This is a genomic window from Nitrosomonas sp. (assembly GCF_019752415.1).
Taxonomy (GTDB): domain Bacteria; phylum Pseudomonadota; class Gammaproteobacteria; order Burkholderiales; family Nitrosomonadaceae; genus Nitrosomonas.
Genome location: NZ_JAIEME010000010.1, coordinates 31,613 through 49,592 on the forward strand (window position 1 = coordinate 31,613; position 17,980 = coordinate 49,592).

General features: G+C 46.1%; 17 protein-coding genes. 10 read left to right on the plus strand and 7 right to left on the minus strand.

Annotation, left to right across the window (positions count from 1 at the left end):
* Window positions 1-4: 4 nt before the first annotated feature.
* Window positions 5-949: a 16S rRNA (cytosine(1402)-N(4))-methyltransferase RsmH gene (gene rsmH / locus K2P83_RS02160; RefSeq protein WP_292926233.1), complete on the minus strand. Its 945-nt coding sequence runs from the start codon at window positions 947-949 to the stop codon at window positions 5-7.
* A 20-nt stretch (window positions 950-969) separates the two neighbouring features.
* Window positions 970-1,416 (minus strand): division/cell wall cluster transcriptional repressor MraZ, encoded by a 447-nt coding sequence (gene mraZ, locus K2P83_RS02165; RefSeq protein ID WP_292926234.1) that lies wholly within the window; start codon window positions 1,414-1,416, stop codon window positions 970-972.
* Window positions 1,417-1,733: 317 nt separating this feature from the next.
* On the opposite strand from mraZ, the gene K2P83_RS02170 reads away from it, so the two are divergent.
* Window positions 1,734-2,351, plus strand: coding sequence for a DNA-3-methyladenine glycosylase (locus K2P83_RS02170; RefSeq protein WP_292926235.1), 618 nt, complete (start codon window positions 1,734-1,736; stop codon window positions 2,349-2,351).
* 18 nt (window positions 2,352-2,369) lie between these two features.
* Here K2P83_RS02170 and K2P83_RS02175 read toward each other — a convergent pair whose 3' ends face one another.
* Entirely contained in the window at window positions 2,370-3,344 is a 975-nt protein-coding gene (locus K2P83_RS02175; protein ID WP_292926236.1) for a DUF2971 domain-containing protein, read from the minus strand.
* A 411-nt stretch (window positions 3,345-3,755) separates the two neighbouring features.
* Between K2P83_RS02175 and K2P83_RS02180 the strand changes: the two genes are divergently transcribed.
* The 7 genes from K2P83_RS02180 (at window position 3,756) to K2P83_RS02210 (ending at window position 9,931) form a co-directional block, all read left to right on the plus strand.
* On the plus strand, window positions 3,756-4,913 hold the full coding sequence (locus tag K2P83_RS02180) for a cysteine desulfurase family protein (protein WP_292926237.1): 1,158 nt from the start codon (window positions 3,756-3,758) through the stop codon (window positions 4,911-4,913).
* A 23-nt stretch (window positions 4,914-4,936) separates the two neighbouring features.
* Window positions 4,937-5,719 (plus strand): phosphocholine cytidylyltransferase family protein, encoded by a 783-nt coding sequence (locus K2P83_RS02185; RefSeq protein WP_292926238.1) that lies wholly within the window; start codon window positions 4,937-4,939, stop codon window positions 5,717-5,719.
* Window positions 5,716-6,165 carry an HIT family protein gene (locus K2P83_RS02190; protein WP_363279309.1) on the plus strand — a complete coding sequence of 150 codons (450 nt, stop codon included), beginning with the start codon at window positions 5,716-5,718 and terminating at the stop codon, window positions 6,163-6,165. The genes K2P83_RS02185 and K2P83_RS02190 overlap by 4 nt, the downstream gene beginning before the upstream one ends.
* 22 nt (window positions 6,166-6,187) lie before the next feature.
* Window positions 6,188-7,249: a fatty acid desaturase gene (locus K2P83_RS02195; protein ID WP_292926239.1), complete on the plus strand. Its 1,062-nt coding sequence runs from the start codon at window positions 6,188-6,190 to the stop codon at window positions 7,247-7,249.
* 5 nt (window positions 7,250-7,254) lie between these two features.
* On the plus strand, window positions 7,255-7,995 hold the full coding sequence (locus K2P83_RS02200) for a 2,3-bisphosphoglycerate-dependent phosphoglycerate mutase (protein ID WP_292926240.1): 741 nt from the start codon (window positions 7,255-7,257) through the stop codon (window positions 7,993-7,995).
* A gap of 12 nt (window positions 7,996-8,007) precedes the next feature.
* On the plus strand, window positions 8,008-8,538 hold the full coding sequence (locus tag K2P83_RS02205) for a DNA-deoxyinosine glycosylase (RefSeq protein ID WP_292926241.1): 531 nt from the start codon (window positions 8,008-8,010) through the stop codon (window positions 8,536-8,538).
* Between the two features lie 466 nt (window positions 8,539-9,004).
* A complete protein-coding gene (locus K2P83_RS02210; protein WP_292926242.1) occupies window positions 9,005-9,931 on the plus strand; it encodes a VanZ family protein in 927 nt (308 codons plus the stop codon).
* 30 nt (window positions 9,932-9,961) lie between these two features.
* On the opposite strand, the gene K2P83_RS02215 is transcribed toward K2P83_RS02210, so the two are convergent.
* From K2P83_RS02215 to K2P83_RS02230, 4 genes are all read right to left on the minus strand, one after another.
* A complete protein-coding gene (locus K2P83_RS02215) occupies window positions 9,962-11,107 on the minus strand; it encodes a diguanylate cyclase (RefSeq protein WP_292926243.1) in 1,146 nt (381 codons plus the stop codon).
* A 144-nt stretch (window positions 11,108-11,251) separates the two neighbouring features.
* Complete coding sequence (locus K2P83_RS02220) at window positions 11,252-12,715, minus strand: DUF4139 domain-containing protein (protein WP_292926244.1); 1,464 nt, start codon at window positions 12,713-12,715, stop codon at window positions 11,252-11,254.
* Between the two features lie 91 nt (window positions 12,716-12,806).
* Window positions 12,807-13,166, minus strand: a complete 360-nt coding sequence (locus K2P83_RS02225) for a DUF3135 domain-containing protein (protein ID WP_292926245.1) — start codon at window positions 13,164-13,166, stop codon at window positions 12,807-12,809.
* Between the two features lie 248 nt (window positions 13,167-13,414).
* Window positions 13,415-13,885 (minus strand): YbaN family protein, encoded by a 471-nt coding sequence (locus K2P83_RS02230; RefSeq protein WP_292926246.1) that lies wholly within the window; start codon window positions 13,883-13,885, stop codon window positions 13,415-13,417.
* Window positions 13,886-14,074: 189 nt separating this feature from the next.
* Here K2P83_RS02230 and K2P83_RS02235 point away from each other — a divergent pair, with 189 nt between their 5' ends.
* Both K2P83_RS02235 and K2P83_RS02240 read left to right on the plus strand, forming a co-directional pair.
* Window positions 14,075-14,539 (plus strand): FKBP-type peptidyl-prolyl cis-trans isomerase, encoded by a 465-nt coding sequence (locus K2P83_RS02235; protein WP_292926247.1) that lies wholly within the window; start codon window positions 14,075-14,077, stop codon window positions 14,537-14,539.
* A 184-nt stretch (window positions 14,540-14,723) separates the two neighbouring features.
* Window positions 14,724-17,900 (plus strand): DUF748 domain-containing protein, encoded by a 3,177-nt coding sequence (locus K2P83_RS02240; RefSeq protein WP_292926248.1) that lies wholly within the window; start codon window positions 14,724-14,726, stop codon window positions 17,898-17,900.
* The last annotated feature ends 80 nt before the right edge of the window (window positions 17,901-17,980 follow it).

Here is a 17,980-nt window from a genome sequence, read left to right on the forward strand (position 1 = left end):
CCGATTATCCGTTTAATGTCATTCTTTCGGCCACTCGCATCACCGCACTCCTTGCTCGCGCATTCTCTGCTACTTCCAGTTCGCCCGGATGAATTGCTTTGCCAATTAAGCGCAACGTCTGTTTGCTGAACCGTTGCAGCTCCTTCTCTCGTAACGGCACGCCGCGAGGAAGCTCGTCAGTACTGGCACCTGTCCGCATAAACTGTTTGACCATGCGATCTTCCAAAGAATGAAAACTGATCACCACTAACCTTCCCCCTGGATTCAACAATTCAACACATTGCGGCAAAACTAGCGACAGCTCCTCAAGCTCCTGATTGAGATAAATCCGTATCGCCTGAAAAGCACGCGTCGCCGGATGCCGGAAATTTTCCCGTTGACGCTGGCGCGTGCGAACGACCGCTGCGATGATCTCGGCAAGTTGTAATGTGGTAACAATAGGCTGCCGCGTTCTTGCCATAATAACCGCTCTTGCAATCTGCCTAGCAAACCGTTCTTCGCCATATTCTTTTATCACCCATTCCAGTTGATCTTCCGTAACCGCCGCCAGCCACTCTGCCGCAGTCTGCCCGCTACTTGTATCCATACGCATATCCAGCGGACCTGCAGAACGAAAGCTGAATCCCCGCGAAATTTCTTCCAACTGCGGTGAGGACACCCCCAAATCCAACAGCACGCCATCAATTTTTGTGATACTCATTTCCTGCAAAATCTGCCGTATTCCGGAAAAACTGCTATGCCGGATACAAAATCGCTTGTCGGCAATCGCCTCACCTGATTTAACTGCAGCAGGATCTCTATCCAAGGCGATTAACCGGCCATGCTCACCCAGCCGCGACAGTATCAAGCGGCTATGTCCGCCACGTCCAAACGTTGCATCCACATAGACACCATCCGGTTTTATCGCCAATGCATCAACCGCTTCCTGCAACAACACCGCAATATGCATCTGCCCGTTTTACCGTTTTATCACAGCGAAAAGCCATCCAGCTCAGGCGGCATATCGCCATCCTTGAAAGCCAGTGCATTTTCTATCTGTAAATTCCATTGCGTTTCATCCCACAATTCAAATTTTGTGCCTTGACCAACCAAAACCACATCTTTGGACAAACCAGCAAACTGACGCAGCGGTGGCGACACCAGAATACGACCGGCAGCATCCATCTCGACATCACAGGCATTACCTACCAGCAACCTCTGCAAGTTGCGGGTTTTGGATTCAAAACTGGAAAGATTATTGAGTTTTTGTTCTATCGGTTCCCAGGCTGGCTGAGGATAAATCAACAAACACTTTGAAGGATCAACAGTGACTATCAAGTGTCCTGTGCAGGAAGACATCAGTTCGCCACGGTATCTTGCGGGTATCGCAAGCCTACCTTTCGCATCCAGACTGAGCTGCGTGATGCCACGGAACATGCTGTCTCCTTTTATTAAGGGAAAATTAATCGAGGCCCACCAAATTTTCCCACATTCTCCCACCAGATCCCACTTTAATCAAAAAACAGACGATAGTCAAGCAAGAATTGGGAAGTTTATAGTTATATGACAAAGACTTAATGACAAAGCCGATTGCAATCCAATAAGCAATAAAATGTTCAAATAAATAAGAGAGATAGAAGAAATACTCAATGTGAATTGTTAGTTCTATTTTGAGAATGACTCCGAACAAGCTTGTTTTACCGCTGGAAAAATCGCACACTCTCCGCGTTCAACAATCCCACTTCAGCAGAGTTATGACACCGTTATACTGGACACAAGCGATACAGGAACTGGCTGCATGCGATACAGTCATGCAGCAGTTAATCCGGCAATTTGAAGACGCCACGCTCACTTCACGGGGCTGTGCTTTCACCACCCTGGCGCGTTCCATCGTCGGGCAGCAGATTTCCGTCAAAGCTGCCGAAAGCGTTTGGCAAAAAGTAATCCGCACCATTCCGGACATGACACCGCACACGATTGCTACAGCAGAACAGGATTTATTGCGAACCTGCGGATTATCCGCACGAAAAATAACCTACCTGCAGGATTTGTCGCGGCATTTCACCGAAGGGAGTTTGAATGAAACTACATGGACTGATAGGGATGACGAAACCATCATCAAACAACTGACCGAAGTGAAAGGAATAGGGCGCTGGACCGCGGAAATGTTCCTGATTTTTCACCTGCAGCGCCCGGATGTCCTGCCGCTGGACGATATCGGATTACAACGCGCGATCAGTCAACACTATTTTGACAAGCAATCGGTAGACAAAAAAACTATGCTCGAACTCGCTAAACCTTGGCAGCCCTGGCGCTCGGTCGCGACGTGGTATTTATGGCGTAGTTTGGATCCGCTGCCGGTGGCCTACTAAGCTGCTAACTTATTTAGATCAAGCTCGGATTGGAATACCCGAGACAACAACACGATTCTCTGCATCATCAATTCCAATTTTTTTGAGAGCATGAACAAATGCATTGAACTGAACTAAAGGATACTCAGAGGGACCGATAATAAGACGATCGAAAATATTACAGAAATCTATATCCTCGATACCAACCACATTTTTATTTAAAGGCAGTTTGTGAACGATTTGTGGAACACTACCAATTACTACAATTTCTTGTTCTACAAGAGTTGATGGCCATAGTTTTGGGGAATAAAAAATCCTCCATTCGCGCTCCTCTTGAAACCCTTGATGTTTAAGACACATTACATTAACCAAGAGCATAGTGAATATATGATCGCTTAGTTCATCGGGATCAATCGATCTCAAGAACATTTGATTCTCTTCGATTCTTTCAATAATGGTATTAATTTCGCTATGTAAATCATCTTTCTCAAGATAGGACACCGGATTAAAACCAATTACTAAGTCATCAGGCAAATCCATATTCTTTGGGACTCTAAAAACAATGGCTACGCGCGTTGAGTTTCCTCCAAATGCCCTCCACATCGATAATCTACCATGCTCATCTTCTTTTTCATCATGTTCAGATACCGATGCAATATACGTTTCCAGCCGAATATTAGGACGCCATTGACTAAATTCTTTAAAAACCTTCTCGGCAATACCTGGTGAGCAAGAATCTAGCGCCTCTGAGAATTTATCTTGATTAAATTTTTCTCGAAAAAATGAATTCAGCAGCTCAAATCCATGATTTACCTCTCGATAGTCTGACATGCACATTGTGTTACGCATCCATAAACGCTTGGTATTAATAATTTTTAGCGCAGATTCTGACGATGTGTAATGTACAAATCTTGCATGATTGTTTTCGCTGTAGAAACTTTTTTTACACTTACTAGCGGTGGGTAATAAGATGCTCTCAATCTTGTGCGCGTATTCAAGTTCTTGTGTAGTCATGGTTAAAGATTCTTATCAAAAGTTATGCAGGATTGTTTAGTAACACAGTAACCAATCTTATATTCGCTATTCTATTTCTACTATCTTGTTAACATCGTGCTCCAGGATTGTAAACTCAGGAGTGGCAAGAATTTTAGATAAGTGACTTTTGTTGTTAATTTATGCAATTGTAACTAGCTCTGTGGAAGAACAAGCATAGTTTTTCCCAGTTTTAAGAAGCTGAGCTAAAATTATGGCGCGAAAAATTAAGTCAATACATACTGTTTATACGATTAGATTAGTAATCTTAAAATTAGAGATTCTAAGTTTAGGTTTTTACAAGACTTCTCCAAGATCCTAAACATTTACCCACATGAAAATTCTCATTAAGTATTATCATTCGATCTTCTTTCGTTTGATTTCTCAAAATTAATGAAACCAACCTATTTCGACCACAACGCCACCACCTGCGTCGATGATGCCGTGCTGGATGCCATGCTGCCGTACTTCCAGCAGGAATTCGGCAATGCGTCCAGCCGCCATGGTTATGGCATTACCGCCCGGCGTGCGATTGATAAAGCGCGTAAGCAGGTAGCGGATGCGGTGGGAGTGCAGCCGGTGCAGGTGATTTTTACTAGCGGCGGTTCGGAAGCCAATAACTTGTTTATTCGCGGTGCGGCGGATAGTTTGAAACCGGGGAATCTTTTCATTAGCGCGATTGAACATCCTTGTGTGTTGAAACCGGCGCAAGCGCTGGCGCGTCGTAGTTGTGATGCGTGGAGTGTGCATCAATTAGCAGTGAATCCATCGGGGCAGGTTGACTGGGATGCTGCTGGCAGCGCCATGCGTGAACACAAACCGGGATTGGTTTCTGTGATGCTGGCGAATAATGAAACCGGTGTCATTCAAGATGTCGCGGGTATTGCTGAGCTGGCGCGAGTGCAGGGCGCTACCGTGCATACCGACGCGATTCAGGGATTGGGAAAAATCCCGGTGGATTTTGCTGCGCTGAAAGTGCATGCGATGACGTTGTCCGCGCACAAGATTTATGGCCCCAAAGGCGCGGCGGCTTTGATTGTCGACAAACGGTTGTTATTAAAACCGCTGATTTATGGCGGCGGGCATGAAAACGGGTTGCGTTCCGGCACTGAGAATGTGCCCGCGATTGTGGGTTTTGGTGTTGCCTGCGAATTAGCCCGTTCCCGCTTGGCAGAAACCGCACAGCCTATTTCTCAACTGCGGGATGATCTGGAAAAAGGGCTGGTTGCCATGGGCGCGGTGATTTTTGGCGCCGGGGCTGCGCGCATCCCGAACACGTGTTATTTTGCGTTGCCGGATATCGAAGGCGACACGTTGGTGGTTAAGCTGGATAAAGCCGGTTTTGCTGTTGCCGCCGGGGCTGCCTGTTCCAGCGTCAATCCAGGGCAAAGTCATGTATTGAGCGCGATGCAGGTTGATCCGATGCTCGCGCGCTGTGCGGTGCGCATCAGCTTGGGAAGCCGCAACACACGTGAGCAAGTCGAGGATTTTCTGCGCGCAATCCAACGCATTGTTGAAGAATTGCGGCAGATCAGCAGTCTTTCCAGCTAAAGTGCCCTATAATCAATCCATCTATGACGAATAATCCAATCACACGACCGGACAGACACACCAAGGCCATCATCCTCAGCGCAGGGCAGGGGCGGCGGTTGCTGCCGCTGACCGAAAGCACGCCCAAGTGCCTGTTGCTTGTTGCCGATAAGCCTGTGCTGGCGTGGCAGATTGATGCGTTGCTGGCGGTGGGCATTGAAGAAATCACGATTGTCGCGGGTTTTCAGGTGGGTATGATCGAAACGCTGTTACAACAGCGTTATGCGAATCACCCCAAGATTAAAATATTGTTCAATCCGTTTTTTGAAGTGGCGGATAATCTCGCCAGTTGCTGGATTGCGCGTGGTGTGATGACGGGCGATTTTCTGATACTCAATGGGGATACCGTGATCGAAGCCGCGCTCATCGCGCAGGTCTTGAATTCAAAACTGGCGCCCATTACACTCAGCGTGGATTATAAAAACGCTTACGATGCCGACGATATGAAAGTGCAATTGGATTCGGATGGGTGGGTGAAACAGGTCAGCAAAATAATTCCCCCGCATCAGGTGAATGCAGAATCCATTGGTCTGATTTACTTTCGCGAACAGGGTCCAGAGCGCTTCAGTCAAGCCGTCGAATCGGCATTGCGCCATCCGGCAGAATTGAAATCATGGTATTTGTCGATTATTGATGCATTGGCCAAGCAGCATCTGGTGAATTCCTGTTCCGTCAAGGGCTATCGCTGGTGTGAAATCGATTTCATAGAGGATTTGGCGAAAGCCGGTATCCTTTTTGATGAAAACCCATCAGGAATAAACCCGTGACATCAGAATCCGCAAGCCTGAATGCCACCATGCGCAAATTTGGCGCGCCGCAAACGATTATCCGGCAATATCAATACTGGTCGGTGATGCTACGCCCGGCGCAGGCGACGCTCGGTGCGCTGGTTTTAGCCGCGCATGAACCTGCTGAAGCCTTTTCACAACTCAGTCCAGCGAGTTTTACGGAACTCCATACCATCACCGGGCATATTGAATCCGCGCTGACTAAAGCGTTTCAATATGACAAAATCAACTATCTGATGCTGATGATGGTCGATCCGGATGTGCATTTTCACGTTATTCCGCGTTATGCCCAGCCCAGGCAGTTTGCGGATAGGGAATTTATCGATGCAGGTTGGCCGGCCATGCCGAACTTGGGGCAAATCAACAAAACCGATGCGGCGATCAATCAGCGCATTATGAATTACATTCAATCCTGCTGGTCTTAAGTGAAACGATACGAGCCGCCAAGTGACTGAAGAAAAACCGCCTTACATCAAAGAATTTCCGCTCCGCGAAGCCCATCATTTGGTACGCGACCTGATGACGCCGATTCCGTGGATTTATTGGACTGATTTTCTGTTTCATATTACCTTGGGCTGGGCCGCTTTTTTCACCGCATTGTTGTCACCCGCGTTTTCTCTCTGGCAACTGGGCGGATTTGTGGTGGCGGTGCTGGCGTTGTACCGCTCGGCTGTTTTTGTGCACGAACTGGCGCATTTAAAGAAAGGCTCATTCAGGAACTTCCGCCTGGCCTGGAATATCCTCTGTGGCATTCCATTCTTGATCCCATCTTTTACCTACGACGGTGTGCATAATGATCACCATAAGCCGGATGTCTATGGCACCAGCGCGGATGGCGAATACCTTCCTTTCGCAACACGCAGACCCACGGAAATGGTTGCTTATGTCTTATTGTCCTTTTTATTGCCGGTCTTTCTGGTAGCACGATTCGTAGTGCTGACGCCCTTGTGTTACTTGATTCCACCATTACGCAAGATCGTCTGGGAACGCGCTTCGTCACTCACGATTGACCCTAATTACCGGCGCGCTGCTGACGCGATTCGCAATGATCTGAACTGGCACCAGCAGGAAATTGCGGCCTGTCTGCTTGGTGCGGCTATCATTACGCTGGTGGTGCTGGATGTACTACCTTATTCGCTGTTGGTACTCTGGTATCTGATTTCTGTAACCGTTTACTTCCTCAATTCACTGCGTACGCTGGCTGCCCATGCCTATCGTAATCCCGGCGACCGCAAAATGACACTGGCTGAACAGTATCTGGATTCAATCAATATACCCGGCAATTTTCTGATTACGCCGCTCTGGGCACCGGTCGGATTGCGTTACCATGCCACGCATCATCTATTCATGAGTATGCCCTATCATAATCTGGGCAAAGCGCAACGCCGCTTGGTCAATGGTTTGACCGATAATTCGCAATACATTAAAACCATACGCAGCGGTTTATGGGATGCACTCAGGCGCATCTGGCATGAATCATCCGTATCGGATACCACCCAACGCCAATAACCGTAATGCTTCGAGCTATTGCTTCAACAGCAAACACACAGAAAAAGATCACGCAACTTGTCCTGCTGCGCCATGGGCAAAGTGTCTGGAATCGCGATAAGATTTTTACCGGCTGGAGTGATGTTGCCTTGAGTCCCAAGGGCGAAAGAGAAGCTGGACAGGCCGCCTATTTACTGAAGCAGGCAGGTTTTACTTTTGATCTGTGTTTTTCTTCCACATTACAGCGCGCCAAATCCACATCACAAATCGTTTTGGCTTCGATGCAGTTGAACGAAATACCGGTTCACGAAAGCTGGCGATTGAACGAGCGTCATTATGGGGCACTGGAAGGGATGGAACGTTGGCAAGCCATCAAGAAATTTGGTATCTGGCCCATCCTAGGCTGCCAAATTAAATTTGATGCGGCGCCTCCGTATCTGGATTCCCAGGATCCGCGTTTTCCCGGGAATCAACCCGGTTATACCGGTATTAATACAGATGAGCTGCCTTTGGGGGAGAGCATGCAACAAACCCTTGCGCGCTTTCAGCCTTACTGGCAGGAAACCATCCAACCGGAAATACAACAAGGGCGGCGAATACTCATTGTTTCCCACAAAAATACCCTGCGCACGTTAATGATGCTATTGGATCACCTCACCCCCGGACAGGTCATGAAATTATCATTGGCCACCGGCCGGCCATTGGTTTACGAACTGGATCAGCAATACAAGGCTATTCGGCATTACTACGTGGATCATCTCAAATAATCTACCTGCAGCATGTCGAACTGCTATAGTTTTCAACCCATCGTCGACAACCATGCGAAAATCCTGATCCTTGGCAGCATGCCGGGACAGGCTTCATTAGCGGCAAACCAATATTATGCGCATCCCCGCAACGCCTTCTGGCCGATCATGGCGCAATTGCTGCAATTCAATCCGGAAGTATCGTACGCAGAGAAAATTACGGCACTAAAATCATCGCAGATAGCTTTATGGGATGTGCTCAGATCCTGTCATCGTATAGGGAGCTTGGACTCTAGTATTGAAGCCGATACGCAAACAATCAATGACTTCCAATCTTTTTTCCCGGAACATAGAGAAATTACCCATGTGTTTTTTAACGGCGGGAAAGCGGAAGCATGTTTTAAACGCTATGTCTTATCAGAAAATAACTTGGGTTTGCTGAGATTCACTCGTCTGCCCTCCACAAGCCCTGCCAATGCTCGATTATCTTTTGAAATTAAATGCAAAATATGGCATGAAATGATTCACTCGGCGTTTGGATCAGAAAAGCCATTCCAAAAATAAGGCTTCGGAAAAATACTTGACGGCAATGCATGGGATGCGTTTTACTTATATTGTGTCAGTCCGCTGTGACTATTCGATATTTAACTGAAAGGGGTCAATTCGATGAAAAAGCTTGTTATTATTGCGCTGGTTATTTTTGCAGCTGGATACATCACCTTAATGGTTCAATATTTCTAGGAAGTTCCAGGGCCAGAAATAACAAAAAATAACCTAAACTCCTGGCATAAAACTCCATGAGAGCAAATTGAAGAAGGTTTGATCTTTGCAGCGTGCCGGTTAGATGAAAAACAGCGCTTATATTTCCTAGCTCTAAAAACTTCTTAGCAGCGCTGAATCTGCTTTTTTCCGGTATCTATCTATGCCTTTGATAAAAACAAATTGTTTTCTTTTCTTTCTTCTGGCCGCTGCAACTCTAATTTCACATACATGGGTTAACCAGTACGAACAGACTGGACCTGAGCTATTAATGACCCACTGGAAATTCAAAAAAGCAGAAAGCAACCGGGTCGATATCACAGAAAATGGATTAAACCTATCAGCCAATGATGCAAAAACCGGTGTCAGTACTCGGAAAGACCTTCCGCCGGTTAATTCGGGCACTACCTTACTCATATCCGCCGATGTGAAATGTACGAATGTAGTGGCAGGCAAGAAACCCTGGAACTTGGCTAGAATTATTCTGGCACAGAATGACGGGGAAAAAGACCGGTGGGATCTGCCGAATACGGTTGTCGCTCTGACTGGAACCACTGATTGGAAACATTATCGCACAGCTTTTACCATTTCCCCGGAAACCAAAAACATCCGATTGCTTGCACAATTAAATCAATCGACAGGATCATTTCAGATAAGAAATTTACAGGTCTATCCTGTCCGTGTGAATCAGGCGTATATCGGGGCAAGAGATACTATTCTTTTTGCATGGGGTACTTTTTTCCTGCTGCTGGCTGGCTCATGTCTATTCATCCGCGGGAAGACGGTCTTCTTCCGTGTATTGTTGCTAACTACCTTCATTGTCATTGTCGCCGGGATATCGCTGCCGGGTGATTTGAAAAACCAGGTTTCTGACGAAATCAAAATTCAGATTGATGCAGAAAGCGAATCATTTAAAACGGCCATTCCATGGGATTTATCCAAGGTCTGGCATTTCTGCTTTTTTTTCTTGTTTGGCCTGGTCCTGTGTTTAATGATGACAAAGGATTCCGCCATCCAGGTGGCGGCTATTATTCTGATGCTGGCTGGCGGCACTGAGATGGCACAACTCTATATTGAAGGACGATCCCCGCTTATCACCGATTTTTTCATTGATGCGGCAGGCGGGTTGTTAGGCATTATCCTAATCAAAGTAATCGGTGCGAATAAAAATACTGTTCAATCTGCATACAATCAATGATCAGGTTTCCTGGTTTTTTCTGATAGAAAGTTACTCGCCGGTAACGGCTTGGTTGCGTCCCAGTTCTTTTGCCTTGTATAAGCGCGCATCAGCGATAGCCATATAACTGTCAATGGTGTCCATTTCATCGGGCGTCTTAGTCACGGTGCCGATAGAAACTGTCAAATGTTTAGCACCATCGCTGTAACCATTGAGAATTTTTAGCTCTTCTATACCCTTTCTTATGATCTCTGCAAATTCCACTGTCCCTTGATGATCCAAGTTAGCCGCTATTACACCGAATTCTTCCCCGCCAAGGCGAAAAGCATAATCGTCAGGGCGCTGGCAAAGTTTTTTTAATTTTCGGCTTATCTGGATCAACACTTGATCACCTTTGCTGTGGCCATAGTTATCATTAATTCTTTTGAAGAAATCGATATCCAGTATGATTAGAGCAAGATAAATGTTGTGCCGATGAGCCCTTTTAATTTCACGGGCGAATACATTCCTAAAATGGCGGCGATTAAATAAACCAGTGAGCTGATCGGTCATGGCTAGCGCCTCTAACTTTAAATTGACCTTTCGCAGCTGCTTATTGGCTTTATGCAGTTCAGCTTCGATCTTTTGGCGCTCATAGTTTTCACGCATTAGCACCAGCGTTCTTGAAGATAAGCTATCGTACATAATCATAACAGTCTCGATGAGTACTCTAATTGAACCGTTCATTTTCTTGTCTGAAACGATTTTTGCTTCTTCCAAAGACAGTCCTTTATTGACATTTTGAACGACAAAAGCCATTCGTTTGTCATTATCCAAGATGTGGAAGGCTAGCCAGCGAATGAGGAATAAAATAATACTTTCAATAATCTCATTCTGCGGCTTGTTAGTTTCCTGCTCTTTAATTTCTACCACTTTGGGTAAGAACGATGAGTGGGTTAGTTGATGAGATGATAGCCAGGAATCATCGCCGAAGTACTCTATCCAAATAGCTTCCTCAGTTTCAAAATGAAACTCAGCATATTTGGCCAATGCATCAAAAAAATAATTTATTTCTAAATGATTACCGCGTACTAAGGCCCCTGCCAGTTCATTCAAAAGAGAAATAAGTTTCTGATGCTGCACATCAATTATTTCTATCCCCGTTTCAAAATTTTTATTCCACGGAAATACTTCAAGTTGATTTATATGTTCAGTCATAAAATCTTATTGGCTAGAAATCTCATATTAAGTTTGCAAGCACACCTGATCTGATTACCAACCATTTTTCCCATAAAAGATAGTTCTGCGAGAATTAAGCATTGATACCTATTTCACTTAGGAAAAATAAGGGTGTGCATGCATTCAGTACTTCACTTGCACGCGATATTTGAGTGTGATAGAACCTTCAGCAGGTACGGCCACTTTCCACATCGCTGTGTTGCTGGCGGGTTTGCTGTGCGGTTGGCTCTCATCCACCATTTTCCAATCACCCGGGATAGGTTCTTGCACAACAACTGTGGCCAGTTCCTTTTTAGCATTTTTAAGTGTGATTTCATAGGCGCTTTCAAAGCGATTAATGCCACTGGCACCGCCGGTACTTAACTGTTTAAACTCGACTTGTTTTTTATCCGCGGTCACATCAAACGATTGTCCTAGTTTCAAGCGTATGATCTCGTTCTTAGCGGTGTGGTCTATGTGATCTTCACCAACAAACTGCGCATTGCCGGTTTTATCAAGCTTGTAAACACGTATGATGCCTTTCGGCAGCGGCATGCCTAATCGAGCCGACTCTTTATTATCAAACTGCACGAATACATCCACTTTCATTTTTTGTCCCAGATCACCATAGCTGGCTGCATAATAGTAATCGCTGCCGGCCAGAACGAGCTCTTTACTTGCAGGCACAGCGGAAGCATTGAGTAGTGCGACTTGTTTGGTTTGGTTTTCGGCGATGGTTGTTAATCGATCCAGACTATATAAATGATATTCCATCAGCGCTTCTTCACGCATTGGTGCCGCAGCGGCATCAGCCATTATCTTGGCTCTCAGTGCCCTGGGTGCGGCAAATTCTCGCTGCACCCGATTAATATCACCCGCGACTAATTGTAATTTTGCATTGGGATAGCTGGTACCGCTGGTATTGGTCAATGTTACCCAACCGGATAAATCCAGTTGATCATCTTTATCATTCAGTTCTGCGACATAATCCGCTTTCCAGGATAAGCCGCCCGTTAAGTAACTCAGCGCTATATCTTGTGTAGCTGCTCCGCGATTGTCCCCGCCAATTACTAGTGTAGGACGATCGCGTAAATTGCTCGGTACATTATCAAAGATAATGCGACCAGGAATGCCCGTTTCGATGCGATCGGCCATTTTAAGTACCATGCCATTGCTGGCCGCGAGTACGATGGCGTTTTCTTTGCTTTCAACGCCAGTCGCTGGATTGCTTTTAACGACCGACACCGTTTGCCCAATGTATTTGTTCAATAAGCTTTGTGGAGTGAGCAAATCAAAGTTAAAGTTTTGTTCCAATACATCAATGCTGCCGGGATTGGTGATACTGCGCAGCAGCGCGGTTTCTGGCCGCATTTGCGCACTGACATCGCGCCATGCCAAATTAAAATTACCGCTGACTAAAGTAACTTGCCGTAAATCCTTGATCAATGCTAAGTCATCGTTGTATATGGTCACTGCGACGGATTTTTGTTCTTTGAGGGTACTCAATTGTTCGACGCTATCCGCGGCGATTACCTTGGTGTTACTGAAAAGAAATAGGCAGCTTATCGTTAGCAGGGCTAGATTATGGGTGCGGCGTGTAGTGTGCATGGGATTTTCCTATAGTAATTACAGGCTACTACAATAGCGATAGAAGCTGCAAGGTGCAGCTGGCTAAAAGGGAGAGGGTTCAGCCCCGGCTTTACTTACCGGGTTTAGGCCGTTCAAACGATAGAATCTTGCCGACAGGCGCCTTTTCTAAGGTGCTGAGTATCTTTCTGGGCTCTTGGAGCGCATTGAGCAATCCATTTTCTCCAACCACATTGTTCCACATTTTCTGCGAAATCTGTAGACAGGCAGCCATTGGATTACTGGCTTGTTTGCGAACTTGATCGACTTGCCACTGCAAGCCGATCATCCTCTGTTTGAAATGTTCAGGTGATTGCGCTATCAAGTCATCAATCAATTGTTGACGCATGGATTCAAATTTCTCGGGTTCCTCCTGAGCCATTCTAGACCATTCGTCAAAGTCAAAATCGGATGTTTTTTCTTCTTCGTTCATTGGAATATTTTAGCATTCTTCATTAGAGCACATGTAATCGCATTCGACTTTATCTGTTGAACCCGAAAAGAGCTAATTTGTATTGTTGATCGAGTCATATCACGATGGCGCTTATATTCTTTGTATCAGCCAGATCTTGTGAAGACTAAAAATTCATGCAGAGCAACAATAGAAACGGCAACTGCAGGAAAAAGTAAGGGCAAGGTAATTTTTAGTGAGAATCTAATCTTGAATCCAGTCTTCCGGGATTAGGCGCTTTCATTGAGAGTTTCTCGTACCGGAACACGCCAGATATAAAAGGCCAATATACTGCCAATCATAACCAGCATGATCTTTTGCCATAGCTCCGGCACAATTAAAATAGAGCTGCCGAATGACAATGTCATCAATAAATAAGCCCAACGTTTGGCACGACACGGAATGCTGTGATAGAGATACCACTCTCGAATAATTGGACCGGCGATTCGATTTTCCAGTAATTTGCGATGAAAATACTCAGAACCGCGGGCAAAACAAGCAGCGGCCAGAAGCACAAAGGGCGTCGTAGGTAATACCGGTAAAAACGCGCCTAGCGCACCCAGCAACAATGCCAAAAAACCGGCTCCCAGATACAGGGCGCGGACCAACGGTGAGTCGTGCAGGCATAACAAATCAGCCATTTGCTGGTCTACTGTCTGCTGCTCATTCTGATTTGTTTCACGTTGTTCAGATGTATGCATAGCTTTGATGGATTCGGAATTCGCAGTGTAAAATTAAAAGAATTAGGCTATTTAAGTCCTTATGACCAAATTGATGTAAAAACGATCAATTCGAACACCGCCGCTGATAAAGAACGGATGTTACCAGTTATAATACCTGAGAGTTAATTGTTAGGATTAACCGGATTTAACTTTTTTCTTGAGGAAACCATGCATAAAATGAAAACACTGTTTAATTTAAGTATCATCCTGCTGGCGTTGGCACTACTGCCGCAGACAGCCTTCTCTTATAAAGAACATGCCGCTGCTGATGAATCAGCGTTTAAGAAAATCGATGTCAAAGTCGGTGCCGGAGAGGAAGCGGAAATTGGAAAAACTGTCAATGTTCATTATACCGGCTGGCTTTATGATGAAAGCGCTCCGGACAAAAAAGGTCCAAAGTTTGACAGCTCCTATGACCGTAAAGAGCATTTTTCATTCATGCTCGGCGCAGGACGTGTGATTAAAGGCTGGGATAAAGGCGTCGTCGGGATGAAGGTGGGCGGCCAACGCACGTTGATTATTCCGCCATCCATGGCTTATGGCGCACGCGGTGCGGGCAATATTATTCCTCCGGATGCAACCTTGATTTTTGATGTTGAATTAATCGGCCTGAAAGAGAGTTCACACTATTAAATCTATCATTTACCAGGTTTTTTAGGTGAATTTTATCCATTGAGCTATTCGGTTGATTACGCTGCTGCTTCTGAATAGCTCAATTTGTTTTTTGGTTCTTAATTTTCTGCAATAAACAACGTACCATCATTTAAAATGTATTGAGCACTTCGCTAACCCGCTGTAGAAATTGACAGGGACCGCTATGACTCCGACCATACAGCCACGTTTTATTCGATACAAGCGTCTGATTATCAGTCTCGGCGTGATTGCGGCCCTAATCGTCATAGTGGGGGCGCTGATTACATTTTGGTTGCCGGGTTATGCCAAATCTCAACTCGAAACTCGTCTGTCTGAGGCTCTGCAACGCTCTGTCACCGTTACATCCATTGAAATAAAACCGCGTACCCTCGAGTTGATCGTACGGGGTTTTCGTATCGACGAGAAAGCTGGCGCCAATGAAACACGGACAGCGCTTTTTTCTTTTAACAAGCTGACTGTCGATTTGAGTATTGAGTCACTCAAGCAGCGTGCGCCCGTCCTAACAGCAATCACTTTGATAGATCCGCAATTGCGCCTGGTCCGGGAAAGCAAGGAGCAACTGAATATTTCCGATCTGCTGGAAAAATTCGGCCAACCTGAGGATGAAGAAAGCGCTGCGAGTGATCAGCGTAACCAATTCTCTATCAGCAATATTCGCATTGAGGGTGGCCGCTTTGAATTTATTGATCGATACAAAAATGCTGAGCATACAATCTCAGAAATAAATCTTGGCATTCCGGTTGTCGCCAATATCAATAGCGCCACGGCTGACTGGATTGAGCCGCACTTCAGCGCAAAGATTAACGGTGCGCCTTTTTCACTCGACGGCAAGTTGCGTCCTTTTGCGGCAAATCAGGAAGCAACATTGGCTGTTAAACTCAGTAATATTGATTTAACTCAGTTTGATCAATATGCGGACCTGCCAAAGGGAATCCATCTGCTTTCAGGTTATTTCGACAGCGATCTGCTGCTTACATTTGCTCAAGAATCCACTAAAGCACCTGACATTACCTTAACCGGCGCCACCACATTCCGCCAAATGGCGATCAAAAATAGCGCAGTCGCCGCACCGTATCAGGCCGAGCTTAAGAAACTGAAAGTCGATTTGGCGCAAACCGATCTGACCGGTAAAAAACCATCGCAGGTCAAGCTGGCAATGGATCAAGTCGCCATCACCCGTGACGGCGAGAACGAACCGGCATTAGCGCTGGCAAAGTTGGCTATCGATTCCATCACGGTCAATACAGCGGCACAGCGAATCGCATTAGGCAATATCACGCTGGATCGTTTGAGCACCACGTTGCGCCGCGATGCCAGCGGCACGATTGATTTAACCCGATTGTTTAATTCCCTGGAAGCTCAGAATCCGGCGGAGTCTCAGATTCAAAGCCAAGCACGCATTCCTATTCCTGCCAGAAAACCGGGGCATGCCAATGCCGGGATTAAACTGGCTGAAAAAGAGCCGGGATTGCCCGCGCCGGCACGCGCAGACAATAAACCTTGGGTGCCGCAGATCAAGAGCATTCAACTCAAAGCTGCGACGCTACGCTATGAAGATCTCACACTGACAAAAATTACACCGATGATTGTCGATTCACTGGATCTAACCCTGGAAAGCATCGACCTGAATGGCGTCAATCCGTTGAATCTGGTGCTGCAGGCGCAGGTAAACCAACATGGCAACTTTAAAGCCAATGGCTCGCTGGCTTGGGCGCCGCTTTCGGCTGATTTAATGCTAAACCTTGATGCGGTTGACCTGGTGTCTTTACAAGGCTGGCTGGGTGATAGGCTGACGGCGCTTCTGACCAGCGGCGACATTTCCTTCACCGGAAATCTCAAAGCCAGTGGCAGTCCGCTGAAAATTCAGGCAAACGGGCAAGGGAAGCTCGCCAACTTCAATATCTTTGATAGTAAAAATGCTCATGATCTGCTGCGCTGGAAGAAGCTGGATATCAGTCATCTAAACTTTGTCAATGAGCCGTTGCTGCTGGATATCAGCACAATACACTTGAGTGATTTTTTTGCGCGCATGACGATTCTTCCGGATGGCAGCCTCAATCTCAAGCAAATTATTCAATCCGGCAAAACAGCGGAACCTGGTATTGCCGTTGCCGCTGTTGCACCCAGCGGTAACAGTTCAACCGCTTCAAAAGGCGAGACGCCCGTTCATATCGATAAGATTTTTCTGCAAAATGGCAGTATCAATTTCAATGACCGGTTTATTAAACCGAATTACCGCGCAAATCTGACCGCGCTCTCGGGCCAGGTTGGTCCATTGTATCCCGGAAAATCCGGAAAAATAGACATACACGGCATGGTCAGCAAAACAGCGCCGCTGCAAATTAGTGGAACGATAGATCCGTTCAGTGCCGAACTGCTGCTGGATATCGTTGCAAAAGTTAAAGATATCGATCTGCCGCCGTTTAGCCCTTATTCTGGAAAATACATTGGTTACGCGATTGAGAAAGGAAAATTGTCAGCCGATGTGAATTACCAAATCGAGAATGGTGCGTTGACAGCAGACAACAAAATCTTTCTGGATCAATTTACCCTGGGCGATAAAGTCGACAGTGAAGATGCCGTGTCTCTTCCGCTCAGCCTGGCGATTACGTTGCTTAAAAACAGCCGCGGTGAAATTAATCTCCATCTACCGCTCAAAGGATCTATTAATGATCCCCAATTTAACCTCGGGGATGTCATTTTCACCGCATTCACTAATCTGATCACCAAAGCGATCACCTCACCTTTTACATTACTGAGTTCCGTATTTGAAGGCGGCGAAGAATTATCCAAGATTTCCTTTACTCCCGGTTTTGCCGATATCGATGCGGAATCATTACAACGCCTGCAAACCTTATCCGAGGTTCTAAAAGATCGCCCATCACTGCAATTGGAAATTTCCGGTCACGTTGATCCGGCTGAAGACTATGAAGGACTGAAGCTTGCCATCCTGCAAAACAAAGTAAAAGCGCAGAAATTAGCCGATGACGCCAAAAAAGGCATCGCCAGCGGCGCCATAACGGATATGACATTAACCCCGGAAGAATATAGTAAATACCTTGAAATCGCCTACAAAAAAGAAGCTTTTGACAAACCCAAGAATGCGATCGGCCTAGCTAAGAGCCTTCCCGCCGCTGAAATGGAACAACTCATACTTGCGCATACCGTGATTACTGACAATGACTTACAAGTACTGGCAGAAAACCGCGCCAGCGCCGCGCGCAATTGGCTGATTGAAAAAGGGGAAATTTCCAGCGAGCGAATTTTTGTCGTGGGTATCGATGAAACGGAAGACAGCGATCAGAAGAGGGGCAGTTGGGCGGAGTTTTCATTGAAATAAGCAGGATTCTTCATGCTTGCACGAAAAGCGTCATGGACAATAACCCGGCAAACAAGGTTTTAGCGGCTTATCGATTTTCT